This window comes from Micromonospora sp. NPDC047753, from assembly GCF_040642735.1.
Taxonomy (GTDB): Bacteria; Actinomycetota; Actinomycetes; order Mycobacteriales; family Micromonosporaceae; genus Micromonospora.
On the sequence record NZ_JBEYSL010000171.1, the window covers coordinates 1 to 12,721 of the forward strand.

Consider the following 12,721-nt stretch of genomic DNA (forward strand, 5'->3'; position numbering starts at 1 on the left):
GGTCGTTCAGGCGGAGGGGAACAATCCCGACGGCGCCGAACACCTCACCCGGGTGGCCGACCCCTCAATGGTGTGACTGGGCGGTCAGCGGCGGCTCTCGCCGCTGCCGATCTCCTCGCGCTCGGGTCGGGCCTCGACCGGCGGGTGCCCCGGCGAGACCGGTGCCTCGACCGGCTTCTCGATCGGGTAGAAGAAGCCCCGGATGGCCGGGCCGAGGGCCCCCAGCCGGTTCATCTTCTTCGGTACGACCCAGCCGACGTAGTCCAGTTGGCCGTGACCGTCCGCGTGCCCGTTGGACGCGCTGAGCGGCTGGTGCACCTCGACGAACCGGCCGTCCGGCAGGCGCCGGATGATGCCGGTCTCCACGCCGTGCGCGAGCACCTCCCGGTCGTGCTGCTGCAGACCCAGGCAGAGCCGGTAGGTGACGTAGTACGCCAACGGCGGGACCACCAGCAGGCCGATGCGGCCCGCCCAGGTCATCGCGTTCAAGCTGATCTGGAACTTGTCAGCGATCACGTCGTTGGCGCCGGAGAGCGTCAGCACGATGTAGAACGAGACGGCCATGGCGCCGACGGCGGTCCGGGCCGGAGCGTCCCGAGGCCGCTGGAGCAGGTTGTGGCTCTTGCGGTCCTTGAGGTGCCGGGCTTCCAGGAACGGGTACATCGTCGACAGGCCCACCAGGATGCCGGGCAGCACGACAGTCGGCCAGAACAGCGGCGGGATGACGTACCCGTCGCCGAGCGGGATGTTGATTTCCCAGGCCGGCATGAGTCGGGTCGACCCGTCGAGGAACATGACGTACCAGTCGGGCTGGCTGGCGGCCGAGACCACCCACGCCTCGTACGGGCCGAACAACCAGATCGGGTTGATCTGGAACAGACCGCCCATCAGCGCGATGACGCCGAAGACGACCATGAAGAAGCCGCCCTGCTTCAGCGCGTACCGCGGGAACATCCGCTCGCCGACCACGTTGTTGTTGGTCCGGCCGGGGCCGGGCCACTGGGTGTGCTTCTGCTTGAAGACCAGACCCAGGTGGACGCTGATCAGCGCGACCAGCAGACCCGGGATGAGCAGCACGTGGGCGATGAAGAACCGGCTGATGATGATCGTGCCGGGGAACTCGCCGCCGAAGATCGACGAGGTGACCCAGGAGCCGACGACCGGGATGGACAGCATGATCGCCGAGGCGATCCGCAGGCCGGTGCCGGACAGGCCGTCGTCCGGCAGCGAGTAGCCGCTGAAGCCGGCCAGGAAGCCCACCCAGAACAGCAGCGAACCGATGATCCAGTTGGTCTCACGCGGCTTGCGGAAGGCGCCGGTGAAGAAGACCCGCAGCATGTGCACGACGATCGCGGCCATGAACAGCAGCGCCGACCAGTGGTGCATCTGCCGCATCACCAGACCGCCCCGGACATCGAACGAGATGTCCAGGCTGGAGGCGTACGCGGCGGACATCGGGGTGCCCTGCAACGGCGCGTAGCTGCCGTCGTAGACCACCTCGGTCATCGCCGGCTCGAAGAAGAAGGTGAGGAACACACCGGTCAGCAGCAGCACGACGAACGAGAACAGCGCGATCTCGCCGAGCAGGAAGGACCAGTGGTCCGGGAAGACCTTGTTCAGCAGCTTGCGCAGCGGGGTGGCCACCGCGAAGCGGTCGTCCACTCCCACCGCTGCCTTGCCCGGCGTCGCCGCAAGGTCAAACTTTCGACGCTTCATGGCCGCTCCCAGAAATCAGGCCCGACGGTCTCGGTGAAGTCGGACTTCGCCACGAAGAAGCCCTCGGAGTCCACCTCGATCGGCAGCTGCGGCAGCCGCCGGCTGGCGGGGCCGAAGACTGGCCGGGCGTTGTCGGTGATCAGGAACTGGGACTGGTGGCACGGGCAGAGCAGCCGGTTGGTCTGCTGCTCGTACAGGCTGGCCGGGCATCCCGCGTGCGTGCAGATCTTGGAGAACGCCGCGTAGTTGCCCCACATGTAGTCACCGTGACCAACCTTCTCGTTGGCCCGGCGCGACTCCTGCGCGTCCGAGTCGCGGAGGTGGATCAGCAGCGTCGGCGAGTCGGCGTGCTTGTTGCTCACGCCGTGGTCGATGCCGGGGAAGACGGTCAGCTGCCCACCGGTGCTGATGTCCGCCGGGCGGATCGGCCGGCCGTCCTCGCGGACCAGGCGGATCCGCTGGCCGCCCTCGGGCGTGGCGAACCCGGTGGTGAACATCTGGTTGTTCTTGTGCGGCTGCGAGATCAGGCCGCCGACCAGCGGCGCCGCGGCGACCGCGGCGACCGGCGCGAGGCCGGCCAGCAGCGAGATGCCGAGCAGGGGGCGACGCTTCACGCCCAGCTCGTCCGCCATGTAGAGCATGGTCTGGCCGGTGATGGTGCGGCCTTCGGAGTCCACCTGGCCCTCGTGCCGGTCCTGGATCGAGACCTCCTTGGGCAGCAACTTCTTGCCCCAGGTCAGGATGCCGAAGCCGACGGCGAGCAGGGCTACGCCGAGGGTGAAGCCGAGCAGCGGGGTGTAGAACTTGTCGCCGCCCCGGCCGGCCTCGTACTGCCACGGCCACCAGATGTAGATGGCCAGGAAGGCGGTCGCGGCCAGGCCGGTGATCAGGAAGAAGCCGGCGACCACCCGGGTCAGCCGTCGTTCCGCCTTGGTGCCCGGCAGCACCTGCGGCTCGTAGTGGACGATCTCGATGTCGTCCCGACGAGCGCCCTCACGAACGATGTCGAACCGGGTGAGCCTGGGGTCGTTCACGTCGAGCGGCTCCGGGCCGTGTGAGGCCTGGTGCTCGGGGTGGGTGCTCATGCCGTCACCTCGCTACGGGTGGCGCCGAGCGGCACCACAGCACTGAATCGGATGGCCTGCTCGATCACGACTTACCCGCGATCCACAGGCTGGCGAAGACGAGCGCGACGATGCCGACCAGGAAGATCGCCAAACCCTCGGTGGACGGGCCGTAACGTCCGAGGTTGAACCCACCCGGGTCCTGGTCGTGCTTCAGCGTCTCCTGGATGTAGGCGATGATGTCGGCCTTCTGCTCCGGCCGGAGCTGGTTGTCGCCGAACACCGGCATGTTCTGCGGGCCGCTCAACATCGCCGCGTAGATCTGGCGGTCGGTCGCGGGGTGCAGGCTCGGGGCGAACTTGCCCGACGAGAGCGCACCGCCGCCGCCACCGAAGGCGTGGCACTGCGAGCAGTTGATCCGGAACAGCTCACCGCCGGCGGCGATGTTGCCGTCCTCGCGGAGGTCGTCGCCCTCGGGCACGACCGGGCCGCCGCCAAGCTCCTGGATGTACTGGGCCAGCTGACGGGTCTGCTCGTCGGTGAAGACCGGGGGCTTGCGGTGCGCCTGGGCCTCCTGGCGGGCCAGCGGCATCCGCCCGGAGCTGACCTGGAACTCGACCCGGTCCAGGCCGAACGCGCGATCGCCGCCGACCTCGCCGCCGACCGCGAGCACCTGGTCGCGCGCCTCGCCGAACTGCCCGGTGTACGCGTCGTCGGCCGTCCCGCCAGCGCCTTCGTCCTGCTGCACCTGCCGGGCGCGACAGCGATCCGGGCCGCCCTCCGCGAGCGCGGCTGGGCGGTACGCCGAGGCGACACGTTCCCCGGCCTCGGCCCGGACTGGCTGCGGGTGGCCGTACGCGACCGAAACACCACCGACGAGTTCATCGACGTGCTGCGCGAGACCATGGAGGCATGATGCTGGAGACCACTATCGCGGCGATCCGCCCGGCGGACGAAGAGGCAATGGCCGCCGCCCGGGCGCTGCACGGCCGGCTGACCAAGCCGGCGGGCTCGCTGGGCGCGCTGGAGGAGCTTTCGGTACGCCTCGCCGGCCTGGCCGGAGTCTGCCCACCACCGCTGCCCGAGCCGGCCGCAGTGGCGATCTTCGCGGGCGACCACGGGGTGCACGCCCAGGGGGTCAGCCCCTGGCCGCAGGAGGTCACCGCGCAGATGATCGGCAACTTCCTGGCCGGTGGAGCGGTGGTCAACGCGTTCGCCCGGCAGGCCGGCGCCTCGGTCACCGTGGTCGACGTCGGCGTGGCCACCCCGCTGCCCACCGATCCGGCTTTGCTCGACCCGGCCGCCGACCCGGTCGTGCTCGACCCGGCCGTGCCTCGGCTGGTTGTCTCGTCCGTCCGCCGGGGCACCGGCGACCTCACAGTGACGGCGGCGCTGACCCGGGACGAGGCGCTGGCGGCGGTGCGGACCGGCATCCGGATCGCCGACGAACTGATCGACGCCGGTGCCGGCATCCTGCTCACCGGGGACATGGGCATCGGCAACACCACCCCGGCCGCCGTGCTGATCGCCGCGTTCACCGGCGCCGACCCACTCGACACCACCGGTCGGGGCACCGGGGTCGACGACCCGACGTACGCGCGCAAGGTGGCTGTGGTGCGGGCCGCGCTGGCCCGGCACACCCCCGACCCGGCCGACCCGCTGGGGGTGCTGGCCGCCGTCGGTGGTCTGGAGCACGCCGCCCTGGCCGGGCTGATCCTCGGGGCCGCAGCGCGCCGCACACCGGTGCTGCTGGACGGTGTGATCGCGGTCTCGGCCGCGCTCGCCGCCGCCGCGTTCGCCCCGGACGCGGTCTGCGCCATGGTCGCCGGCCACCGCTCGGCCGAGCCCGGCGCCACTGTCGCGTTGCGCCACCTCGGCCTCGACCCGCTGATCGACCTGGGGCTGCGCCTCGGTGAGGGCACCGGCGCGCTGCTGGCGTTGCCCGTGGTCACCGGCGCGGTCCGGGTGCTGCACGAGGTGGCCACCTTCGACTCCGCAGGGGTGGCCGAGAAGTGAGCACGCGCCGCGAACGAGCCGTCCGCTTCGGTGGTGCGGCGTGACCTCCAATCCGTACCCCCTGGGTTTGCGGCTGCACGGGCGGCGGGTGGTCGTGGTGGGTGGCGGCGCGGTCGCCACCCGGCGCGTACCCGCGCTGCTGGACGCCGGCGCGGACGTCCTGCTGGTGGCCCCGGAGCTGACTCCGGCGCTGCGCGTCCGGGCGGACGCGGGTCGGCTGCACTGGGTGCCGCGCCGGTTCGTGCCCGAGGACCTGGACGGTGCCTGGCTGGTCCAGGTCGCGGTCGACGACCCGATGGCGGCGGCTTCGGTGAGCGCCGTCGCCGCCGAGCGGCGGATCTTCTGCGTCCGGGCCGACGACCGGACGGCCGCCACCGCCTGGACCCCGGCCGTGACCCGGCACGGCCCGGTCACCGTGGCGGTGCTCGGCGGCGGCGACCCGCACCGGGCGATGACCGTCCGCGACGCCGTCCGCGACCTTCTGGCGGTCCGCCTGGCGCCCGCTGCTGCCGCCGCTGCGCCGCCTGGCGGGCTCGGTGCTGCCGCTGCGCCGCCCGGCCAGGCCGGTGCCGCTGCTGCGGCGCCCGGCGGGCTCGGTGCCGGTGTGACCGAGGCCGGTGTGACCGGCGGGCGGCAGGTCGGGCGGGTGGCGCTGGTCGGGGCGGGGCCGGGGGACCCGGAGCTGATCACCGTGAAGGGCTGGCGGCTGCTCACCGAGGCCGACGTGGTGGTCGCCGACCGGCTGGTGCCCGGACTACTCCTGGACGAGCTGCGCCCGGACGTCGAACTGGTGGACGCCTCGAAGATCCCTTACGGCCCGTCCCGGGCCCAGGAGGAGATCAACCAGATCCTTGTCGACCGGGCCCTGGCCGGCGCGTTCGTGGTGCGGCTCAAGGGCGGTGACCCGTACGTCTTCGGGCGTGGCGGCGAGGAGTTGCTGGCCTGCGCTGCCGCCGGTGTCCCGGTGACGGTGGTGCCCGGGGTGACCAGCTCGATCGCCGCCCCGGCCGCGGCCGGAATCCCGGTCACCCATCGGGGCGTGGCGCACGAGTTCACCGTCGTCTCCGGACACCTGGCACCCGACGCACCGGCTTCGCTGGTGCGCTGGGACGCCCTCGCCGGTCTGCACGGCACCCTGGTGATCCTGATGGGGCTGAAGAACCTCGCCGCTATCACGGCCACCCTGATCGCCAACGGTCGGTCGCCGCAGACCCCCGCCGCTGTCGTACAGGAAGCCACGACGGGCACCCAGCGGGTGCTGCGCTCGACGCTCGACGCGGTGGCCGCCGACGTGCTCACGGCCGAGGTACGGCCACCCGCCGTCGTCGTGGTGGGCGACGTGGTCAACACCCTCGACGGCTGAGGGAGTCGCTGCATCCGCAGTATTGGAGATCTTGGACAGTTTCCGTCAGCGCGTGACGGAAACTGTCCAAGATCTCGCCGGGAGCCGGGAGCCGGGAGCCGGGAGCCGGGAGCCGGGAGCCGGGAGCCGGGACAGACGACGGGCCGGAGCAGCGCTGCTCCGGCCCGTCGTGGTCTCTCGATCGACTACTGCTTGAGCATGTTGTCCAGCAGCAGGGCGCAGCGGATCAGACCGAGGTGGCTGTACGCCTGCGGGTGGTTGCCCAGGCCGCGCTCGGCGAGCGGGTCGTACTGCTCGGGGAGCAGCCCGGTCGGGCCGGCGGTCAGCACCATCTGTGCGAACAGCTCCTCGGCGTCGGTGCGGCGGCCGGTGCGTAGGTACGCCTCGATCAGCCACGCCGTGCAGATGTGGAAGCCGCCCTCACGGCCGGGCAGGCCGTCGTCCCAGTGGTAGCGGTAGACGACCGGGCCGCTGCGCAGATCCGCCTCGATCCGTAGGACGGTGGACAGGAAGCGCGGGTCGTCGCCCGGGAGCAGGCCGGAGAGGCCGATCCAGAGCGACGAGGCGTCCATGTCCTCGTCCCCGTACGCGACGCTGTACGCCTCGACGTCGGAGTGCCAGCCGTGCTCCAGCACGTTGGCGCCGATCCGGTCGCGCAGGTCCTTCCACTCGGGCCGGTCCTCGCCGCCGTGCTCGCGCATCACATGCAGCGCGCGGTCGACTGTCATCCAGCACATGACCTTGGAGAAGACGTGGTGCCGGGGTGGCAGCCGGGCCTCCCAGATGCCGTGGTCAGGCTCGTGCCAGCGGCGGCGGACCGCCTCGACCATGTTCTCCAGAACCCGCCACTCGTCGTCGCGGACCGAACCGCGAGCGTCGGCGACGGCCGCGATCAGGTCGGCGATCGGGCCGAAGACGTCCAGCTGCAACTGGTGGTTGGCGAGGTTGCCGACCCGGACCGGCCGGGAGCCGGCGTACCCGGGCAGCGTGTCGATGACCGCTTCGGCGCCCAGCTCGTAGCCGTCGATCGTGTAGAGCGGGTGCAGCCGCTCCGGGTGCCCACCGGTGCGCTCGATGCAGCCGTCCACCCAGCGCAGGAACGCCTCGGCCTCCTCGATGGAGCCCAGGTCGACGAGCGAGCGGGCGGTCAGCGCGGCGTCGCGCAGCCAGCAGTAGCGGTAGTCCCAGTTGCGGACGCCGCCCAGCTCCTCGGGGAGCGAGGTCGTCGCCGCGGCCAGGATCGAGCCGGTGGCCTCGTGGCAGAGCCCGCGCAGGGTGAGGGCGCTGCGCGCGACCAGTTCGCGGGAGGTGGACGGCAACCGCAGCGAGGCCACCCAGTCCTTCCACGGCTGCTCGGCTGCGGCCTGCCGCTCGTGGATCGGCACCCGGTGGTGCTCCAGGCTGTGCGTGCCGAAGCGCAGCTCCAGCACCACCTGCCCACCGGCGGCGGAGAGGTCGACGGTCGCCTTGGCGGTCTCGTACCCTCCGTCGTTGCCGACCTCCCACTGCACGCCGGGGGCGTAGAGCGCGACCGGTTCGTTCGAGCCGAGCACCAGCAGGCCGTCGCCGAGCGGCTGCAACTGGACGGCCACCTGGCCGAACTCCGGCCTCGGCGCGAATTCGACAGTGGCCTTGCCCCTGCCGGTCAGCACCCGGACCAGGGTCGAGTCGCCGGTGAGGACCGCCGGGCTGTCGCCGGGGGTGGTCTCCCGGGCCGGCTTGTCCAGCCAGTCGGTGACGGTGAGCCCGGACCACCGGGTCTCCACCGTCATCGTGCCGGAGCGGTAGCGCTGGCCCAGCGGGATGCCCCCACGTTCCGGGGCGATGCTGAAGTGACCGGCCGGGCTGCCACCCACCAGGTCGGCGAAGATCGCCGCCGAATCCGGCTTGGGGTGACAGAGCCAGCTCACCTTGGCCTCGGGGGTGAGCAGAGCGACGGTACGACCGTTGGCCAGCATGGAGTGCCGTTCGATCGGCACCGCCCGCTCACCGAACAGCCAGTGCCGCCGGGTCTCCAGCAGGAGGGCCAGCGCGCGGGCGGCCTCCAGCGGGTCGGCCACCCGGTAGCTGGCCTGGGTGTCACCGGGGCCGATCTTGATGCCGAGGTCGGGACCGTGCAGGTGGCCGAACCCGTTCTCGTCGGTGATGTCGTCGCCGATGAACAGCACCGCGCTGGAGGCGAGCTGGGTCCGCAACTGGTCGAGTGCGGTGCCCTTGTGGGTGGCCACCACGGAGAGTTCGATGACCTCCTTGCCCTGGGTCACCGTGACGCCGTCGAAGGTGGCCGGACCGTTGCGGACCGCCTCGATCGCGGCGGCGGCGATCTGCGGGTCGACCCCACGGGTGTGCATCGCGACGCTCGCCGGTTTGCGTTCCAGCCGGATGCCCGGGTGCTGGGCGGCGATCTCACGCAGCGCGTTGCGGACCTGGGTCCGTACGGCGACCAGCTCGGGGGAGAGCCGCTCGACGAAGCCGATGTCGAATTCGGAGCCGTGACTGCCGACGAGGTGCACCTCGCTGGGCAGCCGCGAGAGGGCGGCCAGGTCGCGCAGCGCCCGGCCGGAGACCACCGCCACTGTGGTCTGCGGCAGCGCGGCGAGCGCGCGGACCGCGGCCACTGACTCGGGCAGCGGAACGGCCGTGCTCGGGTCCTCCACGATCGGCGCCAGTGTGCCGTCGTAGTCGCAGGCGACAAGGAGTTGGGGGACCCGGGCTATCCGGCCGATGGCGGAGCGCAACTCAGGGTCCATGACCCCGGTGGCGACTGCCGCCCCATCGTTGAGGGACGTGTTCACTCGGCCTCCGCCTCGGGAACTCCGAGTTCCGAGAGGAAAGACTTGGCCCAGTGGCCCACGTCGTGGGTACGCAGGTGACGTTGCATTGTCCGCATCCGGCGGCGCGCCTCGGTTTTCTCCACGTGCACTGCCCGGAGGAGGGCGTCCTTGACCGCGTCCGGGTCGTGCGGGTTACACAAAAATGCCTGGCGAAGCTCCGTGGCGGCGCCGGCGAACTCACTGAGTACGAGCGCGCCACCCTGGTCGGCACGTGATGCTACGTATTCCTTCGCCACGAGGTTCATTCCGTCTCGCAGCGGGGTCACCATCATCACGTCGGCAGCAACGTACATCGCCGCCAGCTCACTGCGACTGTACGACTGATGGAGGTAATGAACCGCCGGCACGCCGACCCTGCCGAACTCGCCGTTGATCCGGCCGACCTCGCGCTCCACCTTCACCCGTAGTGCCTGGTAGTGCTCCACGCGCTCGCGGCTGGGTGTGGCGACCTGAACCATGACCGCGTCGGGAACTGTCAACTTTCCGTCAGCCAGCAGTTCCCGGAAGGCCTTGAGCCGCAACTCGATGCCCTTGGTGTAGTCCAGCCGGTCCACGCCCAGAATTATCGTCTTCGGGTCGCCCAGTTCGGCGCGAATCTGCTTGGCCCGGGCCTGGATCGCCGGATCGGCGGCCATCCGCTCCATCTCCTGGGTGTCGATCGAGATGGGGAAGGCGCCCGCCTTCACCTGCCGACCGTCGACCTGGATCATCTGCCCCTCGTAGCGCAGCCCGAGCAGGTGCCGGGCCAGCCGGACGAAGTTCTGCGCGGCCAGCCGCTGCTGGAAACCGACCAGGTCGGCGCCGAGCAGACCGCGCAGGATCTCGGTGCGGAACGGCATCTGCATGAACAGCTCGATCGGCGGGAACGGGATGTGCAGGAAGAACCCGATCCGCAGGCCGTCGGCCCGGCCGCGCTGACCTCGCCGGACACCCTGCTCGTCATCGCCGGCGGCACCCCCGACCAGGTCGCCGAACTGCCCAACGCGCAGCAGATCACCAGCGTCGGCGAGACCCCCGCCCTCCCCGAGACCACTGTGAACCTCATCCTGGGCGTGATCGCCGGCGGGTTGCTGTTCCCGGTGCTGATCTTCATCGGCACCGCGACCCGGCTCAGCGCCGCCCGCCGGGAGCAGCGCTTCGCCGCGATGCGCCTGGTCGGCGCGACACCCCGGCAGATCGCGATCGTCGCCGCCGCGGAGGCGGCCGCCGCCGCCGTCGCCGGCACCGCCGTCGGCTTCGCACTGTTCTACGCCTTCCGCGGCCCGCTCGCGGACATCCCGTTCACCGGCATGCCGTTCTTCCCCAGCGACATGTCGCTGGGCGTGCTGGACACCCTGCTCGTGGCGCTCGGCGTCCCGGCCGGCGCGGCGCTGGCCGCCCAGGTCTCGCTGCGTCGGGTCCGGATCTCGCCGCTGGGCGTCACCCGTCGGGTCACCCCCCGCGCGCCGCGGGCCTACCGGCTGATCCCGATGGTGCTCGGCGTCGCAGTGCTGGTGTTCGCGCTCGGCTTCCGGCCCGAGACGTCCGACGGTCAGGCCGCTGTGTTCCTGCCCGGGCTGCTGCTCATCATGGCCGGCCTGGTCTTCGCCGGCCCGTGGTTGACGATGGTCGGCGCCCGGGTGATGGCCCGGTACGCCAACCGCCCGGCCACGCTCATCTCCGCGCGGCGCCTCGCCGACAATCCGAAGGCCGGCTTCCGGGCGATCAGCGGCATCATGCTCGCGCTCTTCGTCACGAGCGTGTCCGTCGGCGTGATCACCACGATCGTCGCCAACCGCGGCCCGGCACCCACCGGCTCGACCGACGCGGGCACGGTGACCACCGTCTTCGACGAGGAGACAGCGTCGGTGCCCGGCACGCTCGTCGCCGAGCTGCGGGCGATCACCGGGGTGCGCTCCGCGACCGCCATCCGCGAGAACCCGGTGGTGACCGACTCGGGCGAGGTCGGGGTGATCGCCTGCACCGACCTCCCGAGCGAGTACGGTCGGTGCGCCGACGGCGCGGCCGTCATCGAGGTGCCGATGGGCCTCAGCCGCTGGCGGGAGTCGGCGTCGTCCGCGACGGTCTGGCCGGCCGCGTCGCTCACCCTCGACGAACTCCAACGGCTGCCGGTCGGGGCGATGGTCGTCGGCACGGACGGCTCCGCCGCCGCCGTCGAGCGCACCCGTACCGTGCTGGAGGTCGCCTTCCCGACCTTCTGGGTGGGGCCGAACGTGCCCGGTGACTTCGAGTCGGACTTCGCGAACACGCTGCGCGGCTGGGAGCAACTGGCCAACGTCATCATCATCGCCAGCCTCGCGCTCGGTGGGTGCAGCCTCGCGGTCAGCGTCATCGGTGGTCTCACCGAACGCCGACGGCCGTTCAGCCTGCTGCGCCTCAGCGGCGCTCCGGTGCGGATACTGCGTCGGGTGGTGGCGTTGGAGAGCGCCGTGCCGATGCTCGCCGTCGCCGCCGTCGCCATCGGCATGGGCCTCCTCGCCGCCCACCTGTTCCTCCGGGCGCAGATGGGCTACACCCTCGTCGCGCCTCGGCCGGGCTTCTACGTGATCGTCGTGGTCGGGTTGGCAGCCTGCCTCGGCGTCATCGCGTCCACCCTGCCGCTGCTGGAACGCATCACCGGACCGGAGACCGCCCGCAGCGAGTAGTGCTCACCCCGTCGGCCCGGTGGTGGTGAGAGCCACCACCGGGCCGAGGACGAAGACGGCGGGTGGGCCGACACCCTCCCGGGCGGCGACAGCGCCGATCTCGTCCAGCCGGGCGGGCACCGATCGCTGGTCGGGCAGCCCGGCGTCCTGCACGGCGAGCACCGGGGTCTCCGGGGCCCGGCCGTGCTCGATCAGCACGGCGGCGATCTTGGCGATGGTGTCGACGGCCATCAGCAGCACGACGGTGCCCCGGGCCCGGGCCAGTGCCGCCCAGTCGACGAGCGAGTCGGGGTGCCCGGGCGGCAGATGCCCGGACACGACTGTGACGTCGTGCGCCACCCCCCGGTGAGTGACCGGCACACCGGCGAGGGCCGGTGCGGCGAGCGCGCTGCTCACCCCGGGCACCACAGTCACCGGCACACCGGCCGCCACGCAGACCTGCACCTCCTCGTGGCCGCGCCCGAAGACGTAGGGGTCACCGCCCTTGAGCCGGACCACCCGCCGGCCGGCGCGGGCGTGCGACACCAGTGCCTCGTTGATCGCCTCCTGGGCCATCGACGGGCCACGGGGCACCTTCGCGGCGTCGACCACCAGCACGTCGGGGCGCAGCCCGGCGAGCAGCCCCTGCGGGGCGAGCCGGTCGACCACAACGACGTCAGCGGCGTCGAGCAGCGCCTTCGCGCGTACCGTGATCAGGTCGTCGGGCCCCGGCCCGCCGCCGACCACGGCGACCGAGCCGTGCCCGTGGTCGTGGTGGTCGTGCCCGTGGTCGTGATGGTGGTGACCGACCGGGTCGTCGGGGTGGTCGTGCGGGCGTTGCGGACGACCCACCTTGTCCGCGAAGCCGGGCATCAGCACCCGGTACGCGCAGGTGTCGCAGTTCATCCTGATGTCCCCGCCCAGCGCCTCGGCGTACCGCTCCAGGACGAGGTCGGCGAGGGCGTCACAGTCGCCGATCACCTCGGCGACGCGGACGTCCAGGTCGGGGTGGGCGGCGGCGAACTCCGCCGACTGGGCGCAGGCCCGGCTGCGGGTCGTCGCCAGCCTCTCCACTCTCAACGTCGGCGACAAGATCGCGTTCCC

General features: G+C 71.7%; 7 protein-coding genes and 3 pseudogenes. 4 read left to right on the plus strand and 6 right to left on the minus strand.

Translation table 11 applies throughout. From position 1 onward, the window contains the following. Positions 1-84 precede the first annotated feature (84 nt). The 3 genes and pseudogenes from ABZ749_RS16540 to ABZ749_RS16550 all read right to left on the minus strand — a co-directional run. Positions 85-1,716, minus strand: coding sequence for a cytochrome b N-terminal domain-containing protein (locus ABZ749_RS16540; protein WP_357228479.1), 1,632 nt, complete (start codon positions 1,714-1,716; stop codon positions 85-87). Next, complete coding sequence (locus ABZ749_RS16545; RefSeq protein WP_357228482.1) at positions 1,713-2,801, minus strand: Rieske 2Fe-2S domain-containing protein; 1,089 nt, start codon at positions 2,799-2,801, stop codon at positions 1,713-1,715. The genes ABZ749_RS16540 and ABZ749_RS16545 overlap by 4 nt, the downstream gene beginning before the upstream one ends. A gap of 64 nt (positions 2,802-2,865) precedes the next feature. Further along, positions 2,866-3,399, minus strand: a pseudogene (locus ABZ749_RS16550) (cytochrome c); the annotation flags it as partial. Between the two features lie 3 nt (positions 3,400-3,402). Between ABZ749_RS16550 and ABZ749_RS16555 the strand changes: the two are divergent. From ABZ749_RS16555 to cobA (ABZ749_RS16565), 3 genes and pseudogenes are all read left to right on the plus strand, one after another. Continuing rightward, a pseudogene (locus ABZ749_RS16555) lies at positions 3,403-3,696 on the plus strand (aminotransferase); the annotation flags it as partial. Next, positions 3,696-4,796, plus strand: a complete 1,101-nt coding sequence (gene cobT, locus ABZ749_RS16560) for a nicotinate-nucleotide--dimethylbenzimidazole phosphoribosyltransferase (RefSeq protein ID WP_357228489.1) — start codon at positions 3,696-3,698, stop codon at positions 4,794-4,796. The pseudogene ABZ749_RS16555 and the gene cobT, both read left to right, overlap by 1 nt. A 40-nt stretch (positions 4,797-4,836) precedes the next feature. Beyond that, positions 4,837-6,159, plus strand: coding sequence for a uroporphyrinogen-III C-methyltransferase (gene cobA / locus ABZ749_RS16565; protein ID WP_357228485.1), 1,323 nt, complete (start codon positions 4,837-4,839; stop codon positions 6,157-6,159). 185 nt (positions 6,160-6,344) lie between these two features. Here cobA (ABZ749_RS16565) and otsB read toward each other — a convergent pair whose 3' ends face one another. Next, positions 6,345-8,909, minus strand: coding sequence for a trehalose-phosphatase (gene otsB, locus ABZ749_RS16570; RefSeq protein WP_357228492.1), 2,565 nt, complete (start codon positions 8,907-8,909; stop codon positions 6,345-6,347). Between the two features lie 41 nt (positions 8,910-8,950). Beyond that, positions 8,951-9,889, minus strand: a pseudogene (locus tag ABZ749_RS16575) (trehalose-6-phosphate synthase); the annotation flags it as partial. Here ABZ749_RS16575 and ABZ749_RS16580 point away from each other — a divergent pair. Further along, the gene (locus ABZ749_RS16580; protein WP_357228495.1) at positions 9,866-11,638 is read left to right on the plus strand and encodes an FtsX-like permease family protein; all 1,773 of its coding nucleotides are present in this window, start codon (positions 9,866-9,868) and stop codon (positions 11,636-11,638) included. The pseudogene ABZ749_RS16575 and the gene ABZ749_RS16580 overlap by 24 nt on opposite strands. A 3-nt stretch (positions 11,639-11,641) precedes the next feature. Here the strand turns inward: ABZ749_RS16580 and cobA (ABZ749_RS16585) are convergent. After that, positions 11,642-12,721: uroporphyrinogen-III C-methyltransferase (cobA, locus tag ABZ749_RS16585; protein WP_357228487.1), on the minus strand; the 1,080-nt coding region annotated here is incomplete at its 5' end.

What these genes read in the sequence shown, in the direction of transcription:
- ABZ749_RS16540 (WP_357228479.1), bottom strand. Translation starts at nt 1,716, where the DNA reads ATGAAGCGTCGAAAGTTTGACCTTGCGGCGACGCCGGGCAAGGCAGCG.
- otsB (WP_357228492.1), bottom strand. Translation starts at nt 8,909, where the DNA reads ATGGACCCTGAGTTGCGCTCCGCCATCGGCCGGATAGCCCGGGTCCCC.
- cobT (WP_357228489.1), top strand. Translation starts at nt 3,696, where the DNA reads ATGCTGGAGACCACTATCGCGGCGATCCGCCCGGCGGACGAAGAGGCA.
- ABZ749_RS16545 (WP_357228482.1), bottom strand. Translation starts at nt 2,801, where the DNA reads ATGAGCACCCACCCCGAGCACCAGGCCTCACACGGCCCGGAGCCGCTC.